Genomic DNA, 22,748 nt, shown 5'->3' on the forward strand with positions numbered 1-22,748 from the left:
TGCGCCGGCTTCAGGCCAGCAGCTTCACCAGCATCCAGCCGAACAGCGCGAGCTGGACGCTCCAGAAACTCGCGCGGACGAACACGTTCACGGGCCCGGTTCCGGACAGGTGCGCGAGCGACTGCCCGATGCGTGCATACAGCACCCAGGGCGCCAATGCCTGGATGTCGGCCAGCCGGCCGAGGGCGGCCGCCACCAGCACGATCACAGCAAAGACCGGCAGGTTTTCCAGGCAGTTGGCGTGGGCGTCTTCGAGCCGCTTGACGAAGGGCGCGTCATCGGCGGGCTTGTTGCCGCGGGGCCAGTGGTTGATGGGGGTGCCGGTAAGGAACCGCATGCCCCGGTACAGGAAAACGCCGGCGATCAGGAGCAGGGTCCATGCGGCGAAACCGAGAAGGACCTGGATCGGGGTCATGGTGTTACGGCTTTCAAAAAATGGGATTCAGGGCCTGGCAGGGACAGCTCCGGAGCGCTGAAGAGTCACCCATTTATAGCAATGAATGATCATTCGACGGTGGGAGGAGGCCATTTTTTCAGGAATGGATGGGTGTCGCGCAGACACGCCGCGCGGGTTCCGGTCGCTTGCAGGTGTGCTGGCATACCCATTGCTTGAGGGCTGGTGCATGCCCTACGACCCCCAACTCCCGCCTGATGGCGCCAGCGCGGCAAGCACCGGATTGTGGCCGGACCCCTTGAGCCTTCTGCTGGAATCCACCGGCGAAGGGATCTTTGGCATCGACATGGACGGCAATTGCACCTTCATCAATCGCGCCGGCGCAGGCATGTTGGGTTGGGATCCTGCTGATGTGTTGCGTCGCAACATGCATGAACTGACCCATCACTCGCACCCGGACGGACGGCACTATCCGGTGGACGATTGCCCGATCTTCAACGCCTTTCGCGAAGCGCGCCCTTGCCGCATCGACGCCGAGGTGTTCTGGCGCCGTGATGGATCGGCCTTTCCCGTGGAGTATTCCAGCTACCCGATCCTGGACGGAGCACAGGTGCGCGGTGCGGTCGTGACTTTTGTGGACATCACCGGGCGCCGGGCTGCCGCAGAGGCGCTGCAGAAGGCGAAGGATGAACTGGAACTGCGCGTGAGCGAGCGCACCCGCGAACTGTCCGCCGCGCTGGGCCAGTTGCGCGAACTGGCCGCCCGCGCGGAGAAGGTGCGCGAGGACGAGCGCACGCGCATCGCGCGCGAGGTGCACGACGAGCTGGGCAGTCTTCTGGTGGCGCTGAAGATGGACGTGAACTGGCTGGACAAGCGCCTGGGTGAACAGGAAGCGCGAACGTTCGAAGCGGCACAGGACATGCGCCGGCGCATGCGCGGCAAATGCCAGAACATGAGCCGCCTGATCGAGACGGCGGTGGACAACGTGGGGCGCATCATCACCGACTTGCGTCCCAGCATCCTCGATCACCAGGGCCTTTGGGCAGCGCTGGAGTGGCAGGCACACGATCTGCTGCCGGCCGCCGAACTGGCGCTCGACTGGCACATGGATGTGCCGTCGGGCCTGACCCTGCCCGAGGCCGAAGCCATGGCGGTGTTCCGCGTCTTCCAGGAAATGCTGAGCAACGTCGTGCGGCATGCCCAGGCCAGCCGCGTCGTGATCCGCATCGCCGTCGAGGAGGGGCTGCTGGCACTCTCGGTGCAGGACGACGGCCGCGGCGCGCCAGCGCAGGCCTTCGAGGCCGCCGATGCCTACGGCGTGATGGGCATGCGCGAGCGGGCCCTGCATTTCGGGGGGACCATGGAGATCCTCAGCCACAGCGGGCGTGGCACGTTGTGCAGCCTCTTCTGGCCCCTGATGCGGGCGGAGCGTTTCCAATGATCCGGGTGCTGCTGTGTGACGATCACCGCATCGTGCGCGAGGGGCTCAGGCAGGTGCTCGCCGACGATGCGGACATCATGGTGTGTGGCGAGGCCCGCACGGGTACCGAAGCGCTGGCCCAGGTGCAGGCGCTGATGGGCGCGGCCCCGCAGGGCGACAGGACCGGGCTCGACGTGGTGCTTCTGGATATCGCGATGCCCGAGCGCGACGGGCTCGACGTTCTGCAGGTCATTCGGCGCGAATATCCCGGCCTGCCTGTGCTGATGCTGAGCACCTACCCGGAAAAGCAGTACGCGGTGCGCTGCATCCAGCTTGGTGCGGCGGGCTATCTGCACAAGAGCGCCGATCCCGACGACATGGTGGCCGCGGTGCGCAAAGTGGCCGGTGGCGGGCGCTATCTGACGGACGCGACCGCCGAGGCGCTGGCCGGTGCGGTGGGGCGCACCGGGCTGGTGCGTTCGGGTGCCCCGGCCGGCATTGAATCCCTGTCGCATCGCGAGCACCAGGTGTTCCGTTTGCTGATCAGCGGGCGCACGGTGAGCGAAATTGGTGCGCAGCTCCGGCTGGCGCCCAACACGGTCAGCACCTACCGCATGCGCATTCTCGAAAAGACCGGCGCGCGCAACGATGTGGAGCTGGCCCTGCTGGCCGAACGGCAGGGGCCTGCGGCCGGGCTGTAGTCCTGTCGACGGGCGTTTGTAGGGCTGGCCCTACAGCCTGTCGTTCGAGCGGCCATGAAATGCCAGGCCGATGGCTTCGTGGCGCAAAGCTGGCCCGCCACTTGCGTAGTCGATGCATCAACTTTGCAGAGGTGCGCCATGTCCGAGTTTTTCTCCCCTTACGACGCTGACCGTCCCCTGATGCTCAAGTGCAGTTGCGGGCGTGACCATACGCTGGCCGATCATCACGCCGAAGTGGCCGCCGATGCCGCTGCCGTTGAACTGCGCCGGCGCAGCCTCACCAGCGAGTTCGAGGTCTACAGCAACGAATTTATCGAGGCCACGCTGGTCAAGGCCATATTCCCCCATGACGACGTGCGCCGCAACTTCCTGCGCGCGGTGGGCAAGGGCACGGCCATGGCAGCCATTGCCAGTGTGCTGCCCGTGGCCAGCCTGCAGGCCATGGCGCAGGAGAAAGGCGCGCTTGAGAAGACCAATCTCAAGATCGGCTTCATTCCGATCACCTGCGCCACGCCGTTGATCATGGCGCACCCGCTGGGCTTCTACAAGCAACAGGGCCTGAACGTCGAGGTGACCAAGACCGCCGGCTGGGCACTGATCCGCGACAAGATGATGAACAAGGAATACGACGCCACGCATTTCCTGAGCCCCATGCCTCTGGCCATCTCGATGGGCCTGGGCTCGAACGCGACGCCCATGAACGTGGCCACGATCCAGAACATCAACGGCCAGGCCATCACGCTGGCCCTGAAACACAAGGACAACCGCGACCCGAAGAACTGGAAGGGCTTCAAGTTCGCGATTCCGTTCGAGTACAGCATGCACAACTTCCTGTTGCGCTACTACCTGGCCGAGGCGGGACTGAACCCCGACACCGACGTGCAGCTGCGCGTCGTGCCGCCGGCCGAGATGGTGGCCAACCTGCGCGCCGGCAACATCGACGGTTTCCTGGGTCCGGATCCCTTCAACCAGCGCGCCGTCTACGAGGAGGTGGGCTTCATCCACGTCCTGACCAAGGATCTATGGAACGGCCACCCGTGCTGCGCCTTTGGCACCAGCACCGAGTTCATCCAGAAGAACCCCAATACCTTCGCCGCCCTGTACCGTGCGGTTCTGACGGCGGCCGCGATGGCGCGCGACCCGAAGAATCGCGAGTTGATTGCCAAGGTGATTGCACCGCAGGCCTACCTGAACCAGCCCGAGGCCGTTCTCACGCAAGTTCTGACCGGCCGGTTCCCCGATGGGCTGGGCAACATCAGGAACGTCCCGGACCGCGTGGACTTCGATCCCATGCCCTGGCAGTCCATGGCGGTGTGGATGCTGACCCAGATGAAACGCTGGGGCTACGTCAAGGGCGACATCAACTACAAGCAGATTGCCGAAAAGGTCTTCCTGATCACCGATGCCAAAAAGCAGATGAAGGCACTGGACCAGAAAGTGCCCGATGGCGCGTTCCCCAAGTTCACCATCATGGGCAAGGAGTTCGATGCGGCCAAGGCCGACGCCTACGCCAAGAGCTTCGCCATCGCCAAAGCGGGCTGAACCATGGCTACCCTTTTCAGGTCGTTGGGCTTTCGGGCCGGCGTGGTGTCCGCGCTGATCCTGCTGCTGGTTCTGGCCATCTGGTACGCCGCCACGGCCCCCACGGTTGCTGCCGGTGGCGGGGCCTCAGGCCTGACGCCAGAACAGATCGAATACGCCAAGATGATGGGCAAGGAGGTGGGCACTGGCAAGAGTGGCGGCTTTCCCACGCTGACCCAGATGGGCAGTACGGTCTGGGGCCACCTGGCCAACCCCTTCTATGACAACGGCCCCAACGACAAGGGCATCGCCATCCAGCTCGCCCATTCGCTGCTGCGCGTGGGGTTGGGCTTCGGTCTGGCCTGCCTGGTGGCGATTCCGCTGGGCTTCGTGATCGGGATGTCGCCCCTGCTGCGCCGGGCGTTCGACCCCTTCATACAGGTGCTGAAACCGATCAGCCCACTGGCCTGGATGCCCTTGGCGCTCTACACCATCAAGGACTCGTCGATCAGCGGCATCTTCGTGATCTTCATCTGCTCGGTCTGGCCGATGCTGGTGAACACGGCGTTTGGCGTGGCCTCGGTCAAGCGCGAATGGCTCAACGTGGCCAGTACGCTGGAGGTGACGCCGTTGCGCAAGGCCTTCCAGGTCATCCTTCCTGCGGCAGCGCCCACGATCCTGACCGGCATGCGCATCAGCATGGGCATCGCCTGGCTGGTGATCGTGGCTGCCGAGATGCTGGTGGGCGGCACGGGCATCGGCTACTTCGTCTGGAACGAGTGGAACAACCTCTCGCTGACCAATGTGATCTTTGCGATCCTGGTGATCGGCGTGGTCGGCATGTTGCTGGACCTGGCCTTCGGCCAGTTGCAGAAGGCGGTGACCTATGTGGAGTGAAACCGGCGTTGCGGTCTCCTCGCCGCAGGCTGTTTTGGCGGCCTTGGGCGAGCCTGCCCCAGACCTGATCCGGGACGCCGCTCCCCACATCGGCCAGCATCATCCAAAGGACAGGGCCATGCAGGACTTTCTCAAGATCGAAGCACTCAGCAAGGCGTATGTCGCCGCCAAGCCGGTGTTCGCCGACGTGTCGTTCACGCTGGACCGCGGCGGGTTCGTGTGCATCATCGGCCACTCGGGTTGCGGCAAGACCACCATCCTCAATGTGCTCGCCGGGCTGGACACGGCCACGTCCGGCAATGTGTTCATGGACGGCCGCGAAGTCTCCGGCCCCAGCCTGGAGCGTGGCGTGGTGTTCCAGAGCCATGCGCTGATGCCATGGCTGACGGTGCGCAGGAACATCGCCTTCGCCGTCAAGTCGCGCTGGCCGCAGTGGTCAGTGGCCGAGATCAACAGGCATGTGGAGAAGTTCGTCGCGATGGTGGGCCTGAGTGCGGCCATCGACAAGAAGCCCTCCCAGCTCTCGGGCGGCATGAAGCAGCGCGTGGGCATCGCGCGGGCGTTTGCGATCCAGCCCAAGATGCTGCTGCTCGATGAGCCCTTCGGAGCGCTGGACGCGCTGACGCGCGGCACCATCCAGGACGAGCTCATGGCCATCGTGCGCGAGACGCAACAGACCGTCTTCATGATCACGCACGACGTGGACGAGGCCATCCTGCTGGCCGATCGCATCCTGCTGATGAGCAATGGCAGTGAAACCGGCGCCGGCTATGTGCCTGGCGGCATTGCCGAGGTGGTGACGAACCCGCTGCCGCGCCAGCGCACCCGCGCCAGCCTGCACCATCTGGACGGCTATTACGACTTTCGCAACCACATCGTGGATTTCCTTGTGACCCGCGCGACCGCGCATTGAGTTCACTTCACCACTTTTCCCATCAACCTCCCCCAAGAATGCAGGAGCAAGCCATGAATCGCCTTGAAGTCACCGAAAAAATCATCAGCACAAAAGTTGCCAAGGGCATCCAGTGGGCCGACGTCGCCAAGAAGGTCGGGCAGTCCAAGGAATGGACCACCGCGCTGTGCCTGGGCCAGATGACCGCCAGCCCGGAGCAGGCCAAGATCCTGGGCAAGATCTTCGGGCTCAATGCCGAGGAACAGAAATGGCTGCAGGTCGTGCCCTACAAGGGTTCGCTACCGACCGCCGTGCCGACCGACCCGCTGATCTACCGCTGGTACGAGATCGTCAACGTCTACGGCACCACCATCAAGGAACTGATCCACGAGGAATTCGGCGACGGCATCATGAGCGCCATCGATTTCTCCATGGACATCGTGCGCCAGCCCGACCCCAAGGGCGACCGCGTGAATGTGGTGCTGTCGGGCAAGTTCTTGCCGTACAAGGAGTATTGAGGCCCCGGATATTCGCCTCGGTGTCAACCTCAGGAGGGTCACAAATTCATAGCGAACGGTGACCTTCCGACGCTGGGCCGGGGGCTTTTTCTTTGGGGTTTCCGGCTTCAGTCGGTCGTGCGCAGTGACCCGCGCCTGGCGCAAAGGCCTGGGCGCGGGTCCCGGCGGTCAACGTTCAATGCAGGGTCAAAGGCAATGATGTCGTCTTGACCCGCACGATGGTGGGCCTCACCTCATAAGGAACGGGCGCACAAGCGGTGATGGTGGCCGCGATCGTTGTCGCCTGGCGGAAGATCGGTTCGATGAAGCGGCTGGCTTGTCCATCCAGCGTGACGCAGTCGCCCATCGCATGGATGCGTTCATCGCTGGTCCGCAGGGTGTGGGGGTCGACTGCGATGCCGTCGGCCCAGGCCAGATTGGCGCTTCGGGCCAGACGGCTCGGGGTCTGCAGGCCGGCGGCGACGATCACTTCGTCGGCGGCGAAGTGCTGGCCACATTCGGTGGTAATCCGCAACCGCGTGGTCTGCCCGGCGCAGGCCGTGCCTGCGGGCTGAGGGTGCCAGAGACGTTCGGCGTTCAGCGCCAGCCGCTCGACGTTGGCCACTTTCACACCGCCCACGAAACGGATCGGCAGGTCTTTCCAGGCCTGCAGCACCTGGGAGCCAGCCTGGGCGGCATGCCAGCGTGCCAGCGGCTCGCCTTGTACGTCGAGCAGGGTGACACGGTGCCCGCCCAGGGCCAGATCGTTGGCGAGTTCGCTGCCGATCAGGCCGGCGCCGACGATCAGCAGGTCTTTGGGGCCGGTTGTTGCCGCGTCGCCCAAGGCTTCGCGCAGTTTCAGGTAGGCACCCAGGTGGTTGATGCGCCAGCACAGCGCAGCGGGCAGGGCCGGCGGCAACAAGGCCTTTGCGCCATGGGCCAGCACCAGCTGGTCGTAGCGCAGGGTGCCGCGCGTGGTGCGCAGCTGGCGGGTTTCCTTGCAGATGCGGACGGCATGGGTGTGGGGCAGCAGGCGCAGCTTCAGCCGGCGGGCGGCGGCGACCCCGGTTTCCTTGATGAGTTTTTCCGGGGCGATCCGGCGGGCCAGGGCGACCGAGAGAAGGGGCTTGTCGTACACGTCGCCCGCGCAGGCGGTGACGATCGTGATCGGGATGGCACTGTCGCGCGCGCGCACGGCCTCCGCCAGCTGCCAGCCGGCGCGGCCGGCACCGACGATGACCACCCCGTGCGCGCTGCGCGAGGTGTTGGTCCAGGCGGCCGTGGCACAGTCGCTGGCCTGGGCTCGCAGCGCGTCCAGGCTGGGCGCTTCATACAGCGCGAAATCCGATTTGGTCACGCCGCACAGCGGGCAGGCCCAGTCCTCGGGGATGTCACAGAAGCGCGTGCCGGCGGCCAGCCCGCTGTCGGGGTCGCCCTCGGCTTCGTTGTAGATGTAGCCGCAGGCGTGGCAGATGTAACTTTGCCAAGGCGCGAGGGTTTGCACGGCTGCGGAAACGGGCGTTGGTTGCAGGGTCATGCCGGCATCTCCTCGGCCGACAGGCGCGCGATTTCCTTGCGCAGGTGCTTGATGGCCGGCGTGACGATGGCGACGAACTGGGCTTCGCGAACGCGGCGCTGCACTTCGGAGCCCATCAGGTAGCCGCGCGCGCCCTGGTGCATCAAGGCCGAGTTGGCGGCGCGCAGGCACAGCTCGGCGCCGTGGGCGCGGGCGTCGAGCACGTCGATGAAGTAGTCGGTGGACGTGTCGAACGGCGTTTCGGCCAGCTTCAGGATGCGGCCGGCCAGTGCGTCGAACTCGGCCTGCAGATCGGCCGGCCGGTCTTCGAGGAACTGGTTGACGTGGCCGAGCTGGCCTTCCACTGCCCACATGCTGTCGATGGCGCCCTGGATGATGCCGGCCGCGATGCCGCACTGCAGCAGCACGAAGCCGCCGCGGATGCGGGCAATGGTGGGCTTGGCCGGGTCGGCCACGATGTCGTCCGCGCCGACGAACAGGTCCTTGCAGTGCACGCTGAAAGTGCCGGTGCCCTCCATGCCGGAGAACTCCGGGCAGGTCTTGAGTGTGACGCCGGGCGCGTTGCAGCGCAGCATGAACATCATCTCGCGGCTGGCGCCGGGGCCGTCCGTCTGCACGGCGGCGATGGCGCCAAAGTAATGGTCGGGCGCCAGGTTGCTGACCCAGGGCAGCACGCCGTTGACAACATAGCCGCCGTCCACGGGCGTGGCCTTGAGCAGCAGGCTTTCGATCTGCGCGAAGCTCTTCATGGGGTTGGACAGCCCCGTGCCGCCGAGCGTTTCGCCGCGCACATGGCGTGCGAGGCGCTCGCCGGTGAGGCCGGGGTTTCCCGAGGCCTGCAGGTACAGGCCGGCCACGCACTGGCACCACATCATGAAGCCGGTGGCGCCGCAGACCTTGGCGGCCTCGGCCATGGCCAGGATCGCCAGGCCGTAGTCGCCGGGGGTGCCGTCGGCTTTTTCCAGGTGGGCACTCATGGCGCCGGCGGCGGCCAGCTGCTTGAGCAGGTCCACCGGGTAAGCGCCGCGATCGATCGCGTAGGCCCGGCCGGCCAGCGACCCTTGGGCGATGCTGCGTACCGCGTCCATCAGGCCGGGGGTGGCGGGCTGGGCGAGTTCGGGGGGCAGGTCGGCGGCGTTCATGGCGGAATCCTCGGAGTAATGGCGAAGGCGAGCGGGGCTCAGTCGGCCAGGCTGATCTCGAACGGGATCGGGTTGCGCATGCTGTTGGCCACGGGCGAGTAGTAGTTGGCGTGTTTCACGATCTCGTCGAGCACTTCGCGCGGGGCGTCGCCCTCGACCAGCACCTTCACGCGGATGGCCTGGAAGCCCATCTCAGGCGGTGTTTTCTCGAGCGCGCCGCCGGCGCCCCAGGCGGCGGGGTTGCCGATGTCGCCCTCCAGGAAGACTTCGAGCCGGCTGAGCTTCACCCCCTTCCAGGTGGCCACGGCCGTCACGCCGACGGCGATGCAGCCGCCCAGGCCTGACAGCACGATCTCGCCGGGCGCGGGCGCGGTGTCCTGGCCAAACAGGTGCAGCGGCTCGTCGACCACCACCGGGGCGTGGTTGCCGACGGTGCTCAGCGAGCGGTACTGGCCTTCCATCACGGTGTGGACCTTGTTGGTGCCGCGGCTGGCGGGGTTGGCTTTGCCTTTGGCGGCGAAGGCGGCCAGGCCGGTGCCGTCGATGGGGCGCAGATAAGTCTTGATCGTGGTGACGGGCTCGAGGACAGCGGTGGTGGACATGGGGTTTCCTTGGTTTGACGGACACGGGGTGGGGCCTGCCCGTTTCATTGCAACCTGCGTGCCAGGACCCGAACGGGATCCAGTGTTGAGTCGAATAGGCGCAAGCCCATCGTCTATGGGGCGCTCTTTGCTATCAATACAGGACTCATCACCGTGCGCAGCCACGGGATACTGGTTTGGGGTTAGGGTGGGTTGCCAATATGTCGACACAATGTCGACACATTGGCCGGTGCTGGGATCAGCGCAGCCCGGCCTTGCGCAGCCGGTAGGAAAACTGCCGCAGTGTCAGTCCCAGGCTCTGCGCCGCGCGCGACTGGTTGCCCTGGGCCAGCGCCAGCGCGGCCTGCAGCGTGTCCACGTTGTGGGAGTGAGCCCAAGCGTAGTCCCGCACCAGCGGGGCGGCGATTGTGGGCGGCGGGCTTCGCGGCTCTAGGGGGGCCAGCGCTGGCCCGGCCGCAGCTTCAGGACCGACCGCCGGCAAGGGCGAGTCCGCCCGACCTGTGTCCAGTGCTGAATCCGATTGCGGCAGGAATCGCTCCAGGTCGACGGCCGTGAGCAGCGGACGGTCGGCCAGCAGAACGAGGCGCTCGATGAGGTTGCCGAGTTCGCGGACGTTGCCGGGCCAGGCATGGTCTTCCAGGCGCGCCAGGGCGTCGCTGGCCAGGTTGACGTTGCGCTGGTGCGCCTGGTTGGCGCGGCTCACGAAATGAAGCGCCAGCGCGCGGATGTCCTCGCGCCGCTCGCGCAGGGAAGGTAGCTGGATCGGAATCACGTTGAGCCGGTAGAAAAGGTCCTGGCGGAAGCGGCCTGTGGCCACTTCGCGCGCCAGATCGCGGTTGGTGGCGGCCACCACGCGCACGTTCACGCGCACTTCCTGTTTGCCACCGAGACGCGCCAGCGTACCTTCCTGCAAGGTCCGCAGCAGCTTGGATTGCATCGCGAGTGGCAGTTCGCCGATCTCGTCCAGGAAGATCGTGCCACCATGCGCCTGTTCGAACCATCCAGCGCGGGCCGAGCCAGCCCCGGTGAAGGCGCCGCGCTCGTAGCCGAACAGCTCGGACTCGAACAGGGCATCCGGAATGGCCGAGCAGTTGACCTTGATGAAGGGCTGGTCGCGCCGCGGGCTGGCCAGGTGCACGGCGCGCGCAAACAACTCCTTTCCGGTGCCCGACTCGCCCAGCAACAGCACCGTGGCGGCAGTCTGTGACACTTGCTCAAGCTCGTTGAGCGCCTGCAGCAACGGCGGTGAATTGCCAATCAGCCCGTAGCGCGCGCTGTTGGTGTTCAGCGCCTGCGCCAGCACCGCGTTGCGGGCTTCGAGCCGGCGCGTCTGCTCGGCGACCAGTTCTTCAAGCTGCAGCAACTGACCGGCCAGTGTGGCCATCGCACGCAACACGGCCAGGTCGTCATTGAGGTGGCGCTGGCGGCTGCGGATGCGGTGGCAGGCCAGCACCCCGATCGGCACGTTGTTGACTTCGATGGGCAGGGCGATGAAGGCCACGGTCACGGGCGGCAGATGGGATCGCTCCACGGCGCGGAACAGGAACAGAGGCTCGGCGTCGATGTCCTGCACGATGGCCGGCTGTCCGGTGGCCAGCACACGTCCCGTGATGCCCTCGCCCCAGGCGTAGCGCCCGCGCGCGACTTCCGCCTGCGTCAGGCCGTAGGCATGCTGGATGCATGCGGTGGGGGGCTGGCTCTTGTGCCCCGGCGCCGGATCAGCCAGCACAATGCGGCCTCGGTTCAGGCCGAGCAGCTCGCTCATCAGGTGCAGCATTTCGCGCAGGACGAGCGCGGGTGCCAGGCTGCGGCCGATGCCGCGCATGACCTCGCGCATGAGCAGCAGCTCCTGGGTGTGCCATTCGCTCGGGCTCAGGCCGGGGTCCGGCTGGGGGCGGCGGGGCGGCATCGTCGACATGGCCCAGGAGTCAGCAAGTTCCGGGCCGGGAAAACTGCCTCAGGCGTAGCTCACCCAGTCCTTGTAGTCGGCGTGGTCCAGGTGCGGCAGTGTGTTGTAGGTCAGCAGCATGTGGCGTTTAGGTGTGAACGCGAACTCGGTCAGCGCACTGTTTCGGATGCGCATGTTGAGCTCGATGGTGGTCTCCGCCGGGGTGCCGAGGATGTGGCCGACCGCGGTGGCGATCGGGCCGCCACTGGACACCATCAGCACGTTGCCGATATAGGTCTGACGAACGTGGTCGAGCGCGCTGGTGACGCCGCGCACGAAATCGACATAGTCGGGCATGCCCCTGGGGCTGACCACGCCGGCCATCCACTGCGCCAGGCCGTCGCGCAGCAAGCGGAAGTGGTGCCGGTATAGCTCGGGCGAGTCGGGCTTTTCCAGCGGCAGCGGGTGCACCGCCGCGATCACGGCATGGCTGTCGTACTCGTTGAGGCCGGGCCAGAGCACGGGCTTCAGGTCGAGGGCGGCGCCTTCGGCGATGCCGTCCCAGGTCTGGGCATGGCGCCGCAGCGTGCCGGTCAGCACGGCGTCAAAGGTCAGCCCTTTGCCGCGCAGGTATTCGCCGAGCCGCACGCTCTGGCGCCGTCCGAGCGCGCTCAGCTGGTCGTAGTCATCCGCGCCAAACGAAGCCTGGCCATGGCGCACAAGGTAGAGGGTTCCCATGGGGCGCGATGGTGAACGAAGCCCGCCGGCGGTTTTGTCTCCGGCGCGACGGGAGCTGCCGGGTCGATCACCGGATGCTTCAATAAACAGAGCAGGCGATGACCGGTCGACGCTGGGAAGTGCTTGTTTTGATCAGGAAATGACCTGTGCGAACACGCTCGCATCGACGTTGCCGCCGCACAGCGTCGTGCCCACCACCTGCCCTTTCAGGTGGGCGCGCTCCTGCATGGCCGCGGCGAAGCTGGCCGCGCCTGCGCCTTCGGCGACGTTGTGGGTGTCGGTGAACAGGTCGCGCATGGCCTGGGCCACATCGCCATCGCTCACCTGCACGAGGTGGTCCAGGTGCTGCTGCAGCACGGCCAGCGCATCGGCATCGGCCACGCGCACGGCCATGCCGTCGGCCAGCCGGGTGGTGACCTGGGCCTCGACCACGTGGCCTGCGGCCAGCGAATCGGCATAGGTGGTGGCGCCGGTGCTGACCACGCCGACGATGCGCGCGCGGTGACCCAGCCCCAGCTTGGCGGCAATCGCCGCGCACACGCCCGAGCCCAGGCCGATCGGCACGTAGACCACGTCGAGCTGCGGCACGGCCTTGAAGAATTCCCACCAGTAGGTGCTGACGCCGCTGATCAGCGCGGGGTGAAAGCTGGGCACCATGTGGGCGCCGCGCTCTGCGGCCAGCTGCTGCGCGTGCTCGCGGGCGGCCTGGAAGTCGTCGCCATGCTCGATCAGCGTCACCCCAAGGGCACGCATTGCGGCGTTCTTTTCCACGGAGTTGCCGTGCGGAACGACGATGGTGCAGGCCGCGCCGTGGGCGCGCGCGGCCCAGCCGATGCTCTGGCCGTGGTTGCCGCGCGTGGCGCTGATGACTTCACGCGGCAGGGCACCGGTTTGCGCCAGCTGGTCGAAATAGGTCAGGCCGCCGCGGATCTTGAAGGCGCCGACCGGCGTGTGGTTTTCGTGCTTGACCCAGCAGTCGGTGCCCAGGCGATCGCTTAAGCGCGCCCAGCGGTACTGCGGCGTGGCCTGGAACTGGCGGTACACCACCTGGGCGGCAGCCTCGATTTCGGGAAGGTCGGGCAGGTGCATCATGAAAGCGGATTCCCTGAGTGAAGCTCGATCAGGCCCTTGGGCGTCTGCAGGCGGGCGCTCAGGCGCGCCGGGCCCGGCTTGACGGTGGCTTGCACCAGACCCAGGCGGTCGCAGGCGCCGCGCAGGGCGGTGGCGTCGGGGTGCCGAAGATCAAGCGACCGCAGCGTCACGCCGCTGTCGGGCATGGACGCGGCTGGGTGGACATCGCCCCACTGGATCAGCGTGGGCAGGCAGCCGTCGAACAGGCGCTGGCCATCGGGGCGCACGGTGATCTGCCACTGCAGCTGGCCACCCGGCGTAGCGCGGCTGGCCTGGAGCACATCGCCGCGGTCGATGCCCAGCGCCGCCAGATCGGCCACGGCGGCCTGCACGTCAGGCACGCGGGCGACCCAGTGGATGAGTTGCGGGCCTTCGCGCGCCACTTGGGCGCTCAAACCCGGGTTTTCCATGTCAAACCAGCGCTTTCCCATCGTCCTTTGGTCTTTTTTTGCTACTGGGTTGATAGCAATGATCTCGAAGTAGGCGTTGGGGAAATCCGGCGTGGCAATGCGCAGCAGCCGGTTGTGCGTGCCCATCAGCGGGTGTTCGCCGCCGGGGCCGGGTGTCACCCCCAGCGTGGCCTCGCACCAGGCCACGCCCTCGGGCAGGCTGGCGGCCATCACCACCAGGTGATCGAGCGCGGGCCCTGCGGCAGGCGACGGCGCGTTCACAGCGTCACCGTGCCCGTGATGCAGGTGACCGACTCCCCGCCGACCCAGACCTGGCCGTCGGCATCGCGCTCGATGTGCACCCGTCCGGCGCGCCCCAGGCACTCGCCCTGGCCGGCCAGGTACGCCGCTGGCAGGTGGCCGTCGGCGATCAGCCATTGCGCCAGGCTGGCGTTCAGGCTGCCGGTGACCGGGTCCTCGTTCACGCCGATCGGCGCGGCGAACGCGCGGACCACCAGGTCCGGTTCGGGGCTTGCCGGCGCGTCGTGGCCGGCAAAAGACCGGGCCTCCCGGCTGGAACGTGCTATCAGTTGAATAGCGTCTTGTGACCGATTGACGCTGGCAACGCCCACTTTTTGGCCCAATTCCTTGAGCCGGGCATGGTCTGGGTCCAGCGCGAGCACGGTGTCGGGGCTGTCGAGCAGCAGGCCGAGCCAGACCGGGCCGTTGTCCAGCACCTGGGCGGCCAGGATCTGCGGCGCCTTCAGCCCCAACGCACCGGCCACCCTGGCCAGCAGGGCCGGGCCGGGGGTGCTGCGCTGCACGGGGGGTGCGGCGAAGGCCAGCCGATGGCCCCTGCGGCGGATGCGCACCAGGCCGACGCCGCATTCCTGCACGATGACCTCCTCGTGGCGCGGGGTGCCCCCCGCAGCACCTGACGCTCGCGGGGTGCCACCCGCTTCGAGCCACGCGTGGCAGGTGCCCAGCGTCGGGTGGCCCGCAAACGGCAGCTCGCCGCCGGGCGTGAAGATGCGCACGCGGTAGTCCGCGCCGCCCGCGCGGCCGGCCTCGGTGGGCGGCAGCACGAAGGTGGTTTCCGACAGGTTGGTCCAGTGCGCGAAGCGCTGCAGGGCCTCGTCGTCCAGGCCCGCGCCGTCCAGCACCACGGCCAGCGGGTTGCCGAAGTACGGGGTGGCCGTGAAGACGTCGATCTGCTTGAACGGGCGGATGGGCATGGGGCTTCCTCGGGTCGTTGGGTTCAGCTCAGGGGCAGGTCCAGCACGCCACGGGTGGCGGGGCGCGCCTGCACGGCGGTGTACCAGCTCGCCAGGTTCGGCAGCGCCGGGCGCGGCTGCGGCAGGCCCCACCAGCGGTGGACTTCACAGCCGATCGGGATGTCGGCCATGGTGAAGTGCTCGCCCGCCATCCAGGGCCGCTTCGCCAGGTGGGCATCGAGCATCTGCAGCAAGGGCTCGGTGGCCGCGACCGACTGTGCAATGACCGCCGGCTGGCGCTGCTCGGCTGGGGTTCGGATCCACTGGATGAAGGCCGGCCCGCCGGCGCGGTTCAGCGTGGTCTGCTGCCAGTCCATCCAGCGCTCGGCGTCGAAGCGCTGGCGGAGGTCTTCGGGGTAGAGCGTGCCCATCGCATGGCTTGCGGCGAGGTAACGCACGATGGCATTCGACTCCCACAGCGTGAAGTCACCTTCTTCCAGCAGCGGCACCAGCGCGTTCGGGTTCTTCGCCAGGTAAGCCGGCGTGTGGTTGTGGCCGTAGGCCAGTCCGGCGTCGATGCGTTCGAACGGCAGGCCGAGTTCCTGCAAGGTCCACAGCACCTTGCGGACGTTGATGGAACTGGTCCGGCCCCACAGGCGCAGCATGGCGGGCTTTCGTGCGTTCAGGTGCGGTAGTCGCGGATCGCCTGCGCCAGCGCGGCAATGCCATGGTTGATCTGGTCGACGCTGGCCGTCACGAAGGACAGCCGCAGCGTGCGCGGATCGCCGTGGTCGGCGTAGAACGCGGCCCCGGGCACGAAGGCCACGCCCCGGTCCACCGCCTGGGGCAGCAGGCCCACCGCGTCCACGCCCTCGGGCAGGCGCGCCCACAGGAACATGCCGCCGGCCGGGCGGTTGAACTGGAAATCCAGACCGGCCATCTCGCGGTCCAGCGCGGCCAGCATGGCCTCGCACTGCTGCTTGTACAGCGCGCGGATGGTGGGCACATGGCGCTCGATGAAGCCTTCCTTGAGCACCTCGGCCACCAGGCGCTGGTTGAAGCTGGGCGTGTGCAGGTCGGCCGCCTGCTTGGCCTGCAGCAGCTTGGGATACAGCGCGTGCGGCGCGACCAGGTAGCCCAGGCGCAGCCCCGGCGCGAGGATTTTCGAGAACGAGCCCAGGTACACGCTGCCCTCCGGGTTGCGCGAGCTCAGCGACGGCGGCGGCGCGGTGTCGAACCACAGGTCGCCGTAGGGGTTGTCCTCGATCACCGGCACACCGGTCTTAAGCGCGGCTGCAGCCACGGCGGCGCGGCGCGCCTCGGTCATGGTGCGGCCGGTGGGGTTCTGGAAGTTCGGCAGCAGGTAGATGAAGCGCGCGCGTGTCGAACCCTGGCCGGCTTTGGCGCGCAGGTCGTCGGCGAGCACGCCGCTGTCGTCGCTGTCCACGCTGACCACGTCGGGCTCCATCGGCGTGAAGGCCTGCAGCGCGCCGAGGTAGGTCGGCGTTTCGACCAGGATGCGGCTGCCGGCGTCGATCAGGATCTTGGCCACCAGATCCAGGCCTTGCTGGGAGCCGGTGGTGATCAGCACCTGGTCGGCGTGCACGTCCATGCCCTGCTTCTTCAGGTCATGCGCCACCCAGTCGCGCAGGGGGCCGTAGCCTTCGCTGGCCGCGTACTGCAGGGCGGAGCGGCCGTCCTGCGTGAGCACCCGTTGCGTGGCTTCCAGCATGGCGTCGACCGGAAAGGTCTTGGGCGAAGGCAGGCCGCCGGCAAAGCTGATGATGCCGGGCTTCTCGGTCACCTTGAGGATCTCGCGGATCACCGAAGGGTTCATCTTGTGGGCGCGCGCGGCCAGGGTCCAGTTCGTCATGGGGTTCCTCTGCTTGTCAGTGTCGTGATTGTCGTGCGGCTCTGGACGGGCATCCGGCGGCCCAGGAACACGGTGGCGATCACCGCCACGCCAAAGCCCAGCGTGAGGGCGTCCAGCCGTTCCCCGAGCAGCGGCACCGCCATGAGCATCGAGAAGAAGGGCTGCACCAGCTGCACCTGGCTGACACGCACCGTGCCGCCCAGCGCCAGGCCCCGGTACCAGGCGAAGAATCCGATCCACATCGAAAACACCGCCACGTAAGCGAAGGCCCACCACGAGGGCGTTGCCACTGGCTGCGCCGGCCAGGTGAACAGCGTGGCCGGCACCGTGACGGGCAGCGACACCACCAAGGCCCAGCAGATCACGTGGTCGGCCCGCAGCCGCCCGGCGAGCTTGCCGCCGGCCACGTAGGCCAGTGCGCCCCAGGCCATGGCGGCCAACAGCAGGCCGTCGGCCCAATGGATGGACAGGCTGCCGGCGGCCGCGCCTGATTTCAGCACGGCAAAGGCCATCACCAGCGCACTGCCCAGCGCCGCGCAGGCCCAGAAGCCGGCCGAGGGGCGTTGCCGGTTCGCCCAGGCGCCCACCAGGGCGGTGGCCAGCGGCAGCACGCCGAGCATCACGCTGGCATGCACCGCTTCCACATGGCGCATCGCCACCGAGGTGAACAGCGGAAAGCCGAACACCGCTCCGGCGGCGATGGCCAGGACCAGCGGCCAGTCGCCCGGTGCCGGTCGCGGCGCGCGGGTGAAGGCCAGAAAGAACAGGCTCAGGATGCCGGCCACCGCGGCGCGCCCGAAGGCCACGAACCAGCCCGACAGCTGCGGCGCGTCCGGCGAACCCACCGCCAGCCGGGTCATGGGCAGCGTCAGTGAAAAGATCAGCACGCCGATCAGGCCCAGCCACAGGCCGCGCACTTCGTCGGCGCTGAGTGGCGGGTGCGGGCGATCCGTGCTCATCGCACGCTCCAGAGCATCCACACGGCCGTCAGCACCAGGGCCGTGGCCATGCAGCGGTTGAACACCAGCAGACGTTGGCCGTGCGCCAGCCAGCCGCGCAGCAGCGAGCCGGTGGTGGCGTAGGTCAGGTTGCTGAAGAAGCCAAAAGCCAGCATCAGCGGCAACACCAGCAGCGTGCGCTCGGTGGCGTCGGGGCGCCCGGCAATCCAGCCGGCCACGACGGACAGGGCCAGCATCCAGGCCTTGATGTTGAGGAATTGCAGCAGCACGCCCTGGAAAAAAGTGACGTTCAGCCGCGACGCGTCCACCTGCGCCAGGGCGCTGCTGCCGGCCAGCCGCCAGGCCAGCCACAGCAGGTAGCCGACGCCGCCGCCCAGGATGCCCCAACGCAGGGCGGGCTGCGCCACCACCAGCGACCCCAGACCGACGGCGCACAGCGTGAACAGCAGGCCCCAACCCACCGGCACCGCGCAGACGAAGCGCATCGCCCGGCGCAGCCCGAAGTTGGCCGCCAGCGCCGTGGACAGGGTGGTGTTGGGCCCCGGCGTGAAGCTGGTCGCAGCGGACAGCAGCATCAGGGCGCTGAATTCGGCGGCGGTCATGGGGCGGTGTCCGGGCGGGTCATGGTGGCACTGTAGCGGTCAAAGACCATACAATGCCAATACAGTTTGACCATCCAGATTCTGATCTGTATGGTTATTTTGATCCACACAGCGGAGGATTTCCATGCTCATGCGAAGTGCTGCGCAGTCGTTGACCGAACAGCTGGCCGAACGCTTTGCCGCGCGCATCCGCGACCGGCTGCTTGCCCCGGGCTCGCGCCTGCCCAGCGTGCGCCAATGCGCCACCCAGCACCAGCTCAGTCCCTCCACGGTGGTGGCGGCCTATGACCAGCTGCTGGCGCAGGGACTGATCGAAGCGCGGCCGCAGCGGGGCTTCTTTGTCCGGGATTGGACCCCAAAATCGGCACTTCCCAGCGCCGATGGGTCTCTATCTGCTATTGATACAGGAGTTTCGAGGCGACCGGCCGGGCTGGAGGGGCTGGCGGCGCCGATCAAGGCCACGGCGCTGATCCGCGGCATGTTTCACCCGACCGGTTCCAAGCCCCAGCCGGGCATGGGCGTCTTCCCGCCCGACTGGCTGGCGACGAACTTCATGACGGCGGCGGTGCGCAAGGTCACCGGTTCGGCGGCCCTGCAGGAGAGTTCGCTCAAGTACGGCGAGCCGCTGGGCGACAGCGACCTGCGCCGCGTGCTGTCGGCGCGGTTGATGGGGCTGGGTCTGCCGGCAGCGCCCGGCCAGATCATCACCACCGTCGGCGCCACGCACGCGCTGGACATCGTGAGCCGCACGCTGCTGAAGGCGGGCGACTGCGTGATGGTGGAGGAGCCCGGATGGGCCGTGGAGTTTGCGCGCCTCGACGCGCTGGGCATGCGCATCCTGCCCGTGCCGCGTGGGCCGGCCGGGCCGGACATCGAGGTCATGGCACGCTACTGCGAGGTCCATGCGCCCAAGCTGTTCGTCAGCGTGAGCGTGCTGCACAACCCCACAGGCCACAGCCTCACGCCGGGCAGTGCGCACCGGGTGCTGCAGCTGGCTGGGCAGTTCGGCTTTCATGTGGTGGAGGATGACACCTACAGCCACATCGCGCCCGAGCACGCCACCCGCATGAGTGTGCTCGACGGCCTGCAGCGCACGATCTACGTGAGTGGCTTCGCCAAGATCCTGGCGCCCAACTGGCGCATCGGCTTTCTGGCCGCGCCGCCCGACCTGGTGGAGCGCCTGCTTGACACCAAGCTGCTGGCCACGCTGACCACCCCCAGCCTGCTGGAGAAGGCGCTGGCGCACTGCATCGAACAGGGCCAGCTGCGCCGCCATGCCGAGCGCATCCGCACCCGGCTCGATGCGGCGCGCAGCCGAAGCGTCAAGCTGGCCCTGCAGGCGGGTTGCACCTTTGCGGCCGAGCCGGCCGGGCTGTTTGGCTGGGTCGAGACGGGGGTGGACACCGACCAGCTGGCGCAGCGCATGCTGGACGAAGGCTATCTGCTGGCGCCGGGCGCCCTGTTTCACGCCGCGCGCGCGCCCACCACGCTGATGCGCATCAACTTCGCCACCACGCAGGACGCGGCGTTCTGGGCGGTGCTGACGAAGCAGATTGCGGCCATGTCGCGCTGAGCCGGCTGTCAGCGGCTGGACAGGGCTTCCCAGCGCTCCAGCGCCGCCATCAGCTCTTCGTCGATGGCCGCGTCGCGGGCGTGCAGCGCGGTGGCGCGCTGCGCATCGCGGCTGTAAATCGCGCCGTCGGCCAGCTCGTCGCGGAGCGCCTGCTGCTCTTTTTCCAGCGCCTCGATGCGGCCGGGCAGGGCGTCGAGCTCGCGTTGGTCCTTGTAGCTGAGCTTGACGGGGGCCGGGGTGGCCTTGACAGCGGTTTGTGGGTCTTTTGGGGCAGTTCCCAGCGTTGACGAATCTTTGATTGCTCCTGATTTGGAAGCGTTCTGGATGGCTGCGGTGCGGGCCGACTGGACGAGCCAGTCTTCCACGCCGCATTCGTACTCGCGCCAACGCCCTTCGCCCTCGAAAGCGATCGTGCTGGTCACCACGTTGTCGAGAAAGGTTCGGTCGTGGCTGACGAGGAACACCGTGCCGTCGTATTTCTGCAGCAGGTCTTCCAGCAATTCCAGCGTGTCGATGTCGAGGTCGTTGGTTGGCTCGTCGAGTACCAGCACATTGGCCGGGCGCGCGAACAGGCGCGCCAGCAGGAGCCGGTTGCGTTCGCCGCCCGACAGCGAGCGCACCGGGGAATGCGCGCGCGCCGGCGAGAAGAGGAAATCACCGAGGTAGCTCTTGACGTGCTGGCGCTTGCCGCCGATCTCGATCCATTCGCTGCCGGGGCTGATGAAATCCTCCAGCGTGGCATCGAGGTCCAGCGCATTGCGCATCTGGTCGAAATAGGCCACGGAGATGTTGGCCCCCTGGCGCACGGTGCCCCAAGGGCTGTGGCCGGGCTCGGGCTTGGGTGAATGGGCGGGTGCCGGATCGGCCTTGAGTTCACCCAGGATCAGCTTGAGCAAGGTGGTCTTGCCGGCACCATTGGGCCCCAGCAGGCCGATCTTGTCGCCGCGCAGGATCGTGGCTGAAAAGTCGTCCACGATGCGGCGCTCGCCGAAGGTCTTGGACACATGGGTGAGCTCGGCCACCAGCTTGCCACTGGCCGCGCCGCTGTTCACGTCCATGGCCACGCTGCCCACGGCAGCGCGGCGCGCCTGGCGTTTAGCCCGTAATTCACCCAGCCTGACGATGCGTGCCTGCGCGCGGGTGCGCCGGGCTTCGACCCCTTTTCGGATCCAGATCTCTTCTTGCGCCAGCAGCTTGTCGGCCTTGGCCTGAATGACGGCTTCCTGCGCCAGCTGTTCCTCTTTCAGGAGTTGGTACGCACTGAAATTGCCGGGGTAGGAGCGCAGCTGTCCCCGGTCGAGTTCGACGATGCGCGTGGCCACGCGGTCCAGGAAGGCGCGGTCGTGGGTGATGGCCACCACGCTGCCCTTGAAGTCGATCAGCAGTTGCTCCAGCCACTGGATCGAGTCCAGGTCCAGGTGGTTGGTGGGTTCGTCCAGTAGTAGCACGTCGGGTTGGGTGACCAGCGCCTGCGCGAGTGCCACCCGCTTCTTGGTGCCACCGGACAGTGCGCCGATGAAGGCGTCCTTGTCCAGACGCAGGCGGTGCAGGGTCTCCTCGACGCGCTGCTCCCAGTTCCAGCCGTCCTGCGCCTCAATCGCGCTCTGCAAGGCATCGAGGTCGCCCTGACTGTGCGTGTATTGTTCGATCAGCTGGATCAATCCCTTGAGGCCTGCGCTCACCGAAGTGAACACGGTGTCGTCCGGGTTCAGCAGCGGTTCCTGGGCGACAAACGCCAGGCGCACGCCCTGCTGGAACTGGACCATTCCGTCGTCCGGTTTCTCCATGCCTCCCAGGATCTTGAGCAGCGAGGACTTTCCCGCGCCGTTGCGTCCGATGAGGCCGACGCGCTCGCCACTCTCCAGGGAGAAGCCGGTTTTGTCGAGAAGTGCCACGTGGCCAAAGGCCAGATGGGCGTCAATGAGTGTGATCAGAGCCATGTGCGGCGGATTATCCGGCCGGCGCCCATCGCCCCCCGCGCGTGCGCCGCAGGATGGGGGCGAAAGGAGGCGAAAGTTGTTGATGCGGGCGGTCTCGTGCTAGAATTCGCCCCCCTGTAGCAGGGTATCGCCGGTGCTCCGGATTCGAAGATCAAAAAGATTTTTCGCATCCGGAGAAAAGGCAGAAATAGCGTGCTATAGTGGAGGGCTTCGCTGATGAAAACTTGTTTCCCAGCAGGCGCTAGAAGTGGCGAGGGTTGATGGCTCTGAGCAATAGCGCAGACTATCGGTAAAAACCCTAATATTTGACAGGTCTTTCAAAAACATGTCATAATCCAAGGCTCAGCTGATCGTAGCTGGGTAGGCAAAGTGGAGACGGCAAGTCGAAGCGATGCGGTGGGATCGTTAAAAATTTACAGCCGATAAGTGTGGGCGTTTGAAGGCGATTGCCAAGTTCTTCGGAACTGGGTCTTAACTGACCTACAAACGCTCATGAAGTAAAAAAGATGTGATGTTCGTCAAAGAAAATCACGTCGATTCCAATTTATGAGTTGCTCGAAAGAGCGAAAAATTCAAGATCGAACTATAGAGTTTGATCCTGGAACGGCAGCACGGGAGCAATCCTGGTGGCGAGTGGCGAACGGGTGAGTAATATATCGGAACGTGCCCAGTCGTGGGGGATAACGTAGCGAAAGCTACGCTAATACCGCATACGATCTACGGATGAAAGCGGGGGATCGCAAGACCTCGCGCGAATGGAGCGGCCGATGTCAGATTAGGTAGTTGGTGGGGTAAAGGCTCACCAAGCCAACGATCTGTAGCTGGTCTGAGAGGACGA

21 protein-coding genes and 1 rRNA gene are annotated in these 22,748 nt (G+C 66.6%); 8 read left to right on the top strand and 14 right to left on the bottom strand.

The annotated features are described in order from the left end of the window. Nucleotides 1–10: 10 nt before the first annotated feature. The gene (locus ACMUOY_RS03905) at nucleotides 11–415 is read right to left on the bottom strand and encodes an MAPEG family protein (RefSeq protein ID WP_413891297.1); all 405 of its coding nucleotides are present in this window, start codon (nucleotides 413–415) and stop codon (nucleotides 11–13) included. A gap of 208 nt (nucleotides 416–623) precedes the next feature. On the opposite strand from ACMUOY_RS03905, the gene ACMUOY_RS03910 reads away from it, so the two are divergent. From ACMUOY_RS03910 to cynS, 6 genes are all read left to right on the top strand, one after another. Next, nucleotides 624–1,835, top strand: a complete 1,212-nt coding sequence (locus ACMUOY_RS03910) for a PAS domain-containing sensor histidine kinase (RefSeq protein WP_413891299.1) — start codon at nucleotides 624–626, stop codon at nucleotides 1,833–1,835. Next, complete coding sequence (locus ACMUOY_RS03915) at nucleotides 1,832–2,515, top strand: response regulator transcription factor (RefSeq protein WP_413891301.1); 684 nt, start codon at nucleotides 1,832–1,834, stop codon at nucleotides 2,513–2,515. The genes ACMUOY_RS03910 and ACMUOY_RS03915 overlap by 4 nt, the downstream gene beginning before the upstream one ends. 138 nt (nucleotides 2,516–2,653) lie before the next feature. After that, the gene (locus ACMUOY_RS03920) at nucleotides 2,654–4,057 is read left to right on the top strand and encodes a CmpA/NrtA family ABC transporter substrate-binding protein (protein WP_413891303.1); all 1,404 of its coding nucleotides are present in this window, start codon (nucleotides 2,654–2,656) and stop codon (nucleotides 4,055–4,057) included. A 3-nt stretch (nucleotides 4,058–4,060) separates the two neighbouring features. Next, nucleotides 4,061–4,933 (top strand): ABC transporter permease, encoded by an 873-nt coding sequence (ntrB, locus tag ACMUOY_RS03925; RefSeq protein ID WP_413891305.1) that lies wholly within the window; start codon nucleotides 4,061–4,063, stop codon nucleotides 4,931–4,933. Between the two features lie 118 nt (nucleotides 4,934–5,051). Next, nucleotides 5,052–5,846, top strand: a complete 795-nt coding sequence (locus ACMUOY_RS03930) for an ABC transporter ATP-binding protein (RefSeq protein ID WP_413891307.1) — start codon at nucleotides 5,052–5,054, stop codon at nucleotides 5,844–5,846. 53 nt (nucleotides 5,847–5,899) lie between these two features. Beyond that, entirely contained in the window at nucleotides 5,900–6,343 is a 444-nt protein-coding gene (cynS, locus tag ACMUOY_RS03935) for a cyanase (RefSeq protein WP_413891309.1), read from the top strand. A gap of 175 nt (nucleotides 6,344–6,518) precedes the next feature. Here cynS and ACMUOY_RS03940 read toward each other — a convergent pair whose 3' ends face one another. The 12 genes from ACMUOY_RS03940 to ACMUOY_RS03995 all read right to left on the bottom strand — a co-directional run bounded on the left by ACMUOY_RS03940 (nucleotide 6,519) and on the right by ACMUOY_RS03995 (nucleotide 18,397). Next, a complete protein-coding gene (locus ACMUOY_RS03940) occupies nucleotides 6,519–7,859 on the bottom strand; it encodes an FAD-dependent oxidoreductase (RefSeq protein ID WP_413891311.1) in 1,341 nt (446 codons plus the stop codon). Continuing rightward, on the bottom strand, nucleotides 7,856–9,001 hold the full coding sequence (locus ACMUOY_RS03945; protein WP_413891313.1) for an acyl-CoA dehydrogenase family protein: 1,146 nt from the start codon (nucleotides 8,999–9,001) through the stop codon (nucleotides 7,856–7,858). The genes ACMUOY_RS03940 and ACMUOY_RS03945 overlap by 4 nt, the downstream gene beginning before the upstream one ends. 38 nt (nucleotides 9,002–9,039) lie before the next feature. Then, nucleotides 9,040–9,603: an OsmC family protein gene (locus ACMUOY_RS03950; protein ID WP_413891315.1), complete on the bottom strand. Its 564-nt coding sequence runs from the start codon at nucleotides 9,601–9,603 to the stop codon at nucleotides 9,040–9,042. A gap of 238 nt (nucleotides 9,604–9,841) precedes the next feature. Then, complete coding sequence (locus ACMUOY_RS03955; RefSeq protein ID WP_413891343.1) at nucleotides 9,842–11,512, bottom strand: sigma-54 interaction domain-containing protein; 1,671 nt, start codon at nucleotides 11,510–11,512, stop codon at nucleotides 9,842–9,844. A 48-nt stretch (nucleotides 11,513–11,560) separates the two neighbouring features. After that, nucleotides 11,561–12,229, bottom strand: coding sequence for a histidine phosphatase family protein (locus tag ACMUOY_RS03960; RefSeq protein ID WP_413891317.1), 669 nt, complete (start codon nucleotides 12,227–12,229; stop codon nucleotides 11,561–11,563). A gap of 132 nt (nucleotides 12,230–12,361) precedes the next feature. Further along, complete coding sequence (locus ACMUOY_RS03965; RefSeq protein ID WP_413891319.1) at nucleotides 12,362–13,321, bottom strand: threonine dehydratase; 960 nt, start codon at nucleotides 13,319–13,321, stop codon at nucleotides 12,362–12,364. Then, nucleotides 13,318–14,031: a VOC family protein gene (locus ACMUOY_RS03970; protein ID WP_413891321.1), complete on the bottom strand. Its 714-nt coding sequence runs from the start codon at nucleotides 14,029–14,031 to the stop codon at nucleotides 13,318–13,320. Before ACMUOY_RS03970 ends, ACMUOY_RS03965 begins: the two co-directional genes overlap by 4 nt. Continuing rightward, nucleotides 14,028–14,984 (bottom strand): PhzF family phenazine biosynthesis protein, encoded by a 957-nt coding sequence (locus ACMUOY_RS03975; protein ID WP_413891323.1) that lies wholly within the window; start codon nucleotides 14,982–14,984, stop codon nucleotides 14,028–14,030. Before ACMUOY_RS03975 ends, ACMUOY_RS03970 begins: the two co-directional genes overlap by 4 nt. Before the next feature lie 23 nt (nucleotides 14,985–15,007). Then, nucleotides 15,008–15,628 (bottom strand): glutathione S-transferase family protein, encoded by a 621-nt coding sequence (locus ACMUOY_RS03980; protein ID WP_413891325.1) that lies wholly within the window; start codon nucleotides 15,626–15,628, stop codon nucleotides 15,008–15,010. Nucleotides 15,629–15,645: 17 nt separating this feature from the next. Beyond that, nucleotides 15,646–16,836: a PLP-dependent aminotransferase family protein gene (locus ACMUOY_RS03985; protein WP_413891327.1), complete on the bottom strand. Its 1,191-nt coding sequence runs from the start codon at nucleotides 16,834–16,836 to the stop codon at nucleotides 15,646–15,648. Continuing rightward, complete coding sequence (locus tag ACMUOY_RS03990) at nucleotides 16,833–17,795, bottom strand: DMT family transporter (RefSeq protein ID WP_413891329.1); 963 nt, start codon at nucleotides 17,793–17,795, stop codon at nucleotides 16,833–16,835. The genes ACMUOY_RS03985 and ACMUOY_RS03990 overlap by 4 nt, the downstream gene beginning before the upstream one ends. Continuing rightward, nucleotides 17,792–18,397: a LysE family translocator gene (locus ACMUOY_RS03995; protein ID WP_413891331.1), complete on the bottom strand. Its 606-nt coding sequence runs from the start codon at nucleotides 18,395–18,397 to the stop codon at nucleotides 17,792–17,794. Before ACMUOY_RS03995 ends, ACMUOY_RS03990 begins: the two co-directional genes overlap by 4 nt. Before the next feature lie 124 nt (nucleotides 18,398–18,521). Between ACMUOY_RS03995 and ACMUOY_RS04000 the strand changes: the two genes are divergently transcribed. Beyond that, nucleotides 18,522–19,970, top strand: coding sequence for a PLP-dependent aminotransferase family protein (locus ACMUOY_RS04000; protein ID WP_413891333.1), 1,449 nt, complete (start codon nucleotides 18,522–18,524; stop codon nucleotides 19,968–19,970). 8 nt (nucleotides 19,971–19,978) lie between these two features. Here ACMUOY_RS04000 and ACMUOY_RS04005 read toward each other — a convergent pair whose 3' ends face one another. Continuing rightward, nucleotides 19,979–21,910: an ATP-binding cassette domain-containing protein gene (locus tag ACMUOY_RS04005; protein ID WP_413891335.1), complete on the bottom strand. Its 1,932-nt coding sequence runs from the start codon at nucleotides 21,908–21,910 to the stop codon at nucleotides 19,979–19,981. A 580-nt stretch (nucleotides 21,911–22,490) separates the two neighbouring features. Between ACMUOY_RS04005 and ACMUOY_RS04010 the strand changes: the two genes are divergently transcribed. Further along, a 16S ribosomal RNA gene (locus ACMUOY_RS04010) occupies nucleotides 22,491–22,748 on the top strand; the annotation flags it as partial.

Origin of the sequence: Candidatus Skiveiella danica (assembly GCF_022705245.1) — a bacterium.
Taxonomy (GTDB): Bacteria; Pseudomonadota; Gammaproteobacteria; order Burkholderiales; family Burkholderiaceae_C; genus Skiveiella; species Skiveiella danica.

Bases quoted from the DNA above. Each gene is read 5' to 3' on its own strand.
- ACMUOY_RS03915 (WP_413891301.1), top strand. From the start codon at position 1,832: ATGATCCGGGTGCTGCTGTGTGACGATCACCGCATCGTGCGCGAGGGG.
- ntrB (WP_413891305.1), top strand. From the start codon at position 4,061: ATGGCTACCCTTTTCAGGTCGTTGGGCTTTCGGGCCGGCGTGGTGTCC.
- ACMUOY_RS03940 (WP_413891311.1), bottom strand. From the start codon at position 7,859: ATGACCCTGCAACCAACGCCCGTTTCCGCAGCCGTGCAAACCCTCGCG.
- ACMUOY_RS04005 (WP_413891335.1), bottom strand. From the start codon at position 21,910: ATGGCTCTGATCACACTCATTGACGCCCATCTGGCCTTTGGCCACGTG.
- ACMUOY_RS03920 (WP_413891303.1), top strand. From the start codon at position 2,654: ATGTCCGAGTTTTTCTCCCCTTACGACGCTGACCGTCCCCTGATGCTC.
- ACMUOY_RS03960 (WP_413891317.1), bottom strand. From the start codon at position 12,229: ATGGGAACCCTCTACCTTGTGCGCCATGGCCAGGCTTCGTTTGGCGCG.
- ACMUOY_RS03990 (WP_413891329.1), bottom strand. From the start codon at position 17,795: ATGAGCACGGATCGCCCGCACCCGCCACTCAGCGCCGACGAAGTGCGC.
- ACMUOY_RS03985 (WP_413891327.1), bottom strand. From the start codon at position 16,836: ATGACGAACTGGACCCTGGCCGCGCGCGCCCACAAGATGAACCCTTCG.
- ACMUOY_RS03980 (WP_413891325.1), bottom strand. From the start codon at position 15,628: ATGCTGCGCCTGTGGGGCCGGACCAGTTCCATCAACGTCCGCAAGGTG.
- ACMUOY_RS03930 (WP_413891307.1), top strand. From the start codon at position 5,052: ATGCAGGACTTTCTCAAGATCGAAGCACTCAGCAAGGCGTATGTCGCC.
- ACMUOY_RS03945 (WP_413891313.1), bottom strand. From the start codon at position 9,001: ATGAACGCCGCCGACCTGCCCCCCGAACTCGCCCAGCCCGCCACCCCC.
- ACMUOY_RS03995 (WP_413891331.1), bottom strand. From the start codon at position 18,397: ATGACCGCCGCCGAATTCAGCGCCCTGATGCTGCTGTCCGCTGCGACC.
- cynS (WP_413891309.1), top strand. From the start codon at position 5,900: ATGAATCGCCTTGAAGTCACCGAAAAAATCATCAGCACAAAAGTTGCC.
- ACMUOY_RS04000 (WP_413891333.1), top strand. From the start codon at position 18,522: ATGCTCATGCGAAGTGCTGCGCAGTCGTTGACCGAACAGCTGGCCGAA.
- ACMUOY_RS03975 (WP_413891323.1), bottom strand. From the start codon at position 14,984: ATGCCCATCCGCCCGTTCAAGCAGATCGACGTCTTCACGGCCACCCCG.
- ACMUOY_RS03910 (WP_413891299.1), top strand. From the start codon at position 624: ATGCCCTACGACCCCCAACTCCCGCCTGATGGCGCCAGCGCGGCAAGC.
- ACMUOY_RS03955 (WP_413891343.1), bottom strand. From the start codon at position 11,512: ATGCCGCCCCGCCGCCCCCAGCCGGACCCCGGCCTGAGCCCGAGCGAA.
- ACMUOY_RS03905 (WP_413891297.1), bottom strand. From the start codon at position 415: ATGACCCCGATCCAGGTCCTTCTCGGTTTCGCCGCATGGACCCTGCTC.
- ACMUOY_RS03950 (WP_413891315.1), bottom strand. From the start codon at position 9,603: ATGTCCACCACCGCTGTCCTCGAGCCCGTCACCACGATCAAGACTTAT.
- ACMUOY_RS03965 (WP_413891319.1), bottom strand. From the start codon at position 13,321: ATGATGCACCTGCCCGACCTTCCCGAAATCGAGGCTGCCGCCCAGGTG.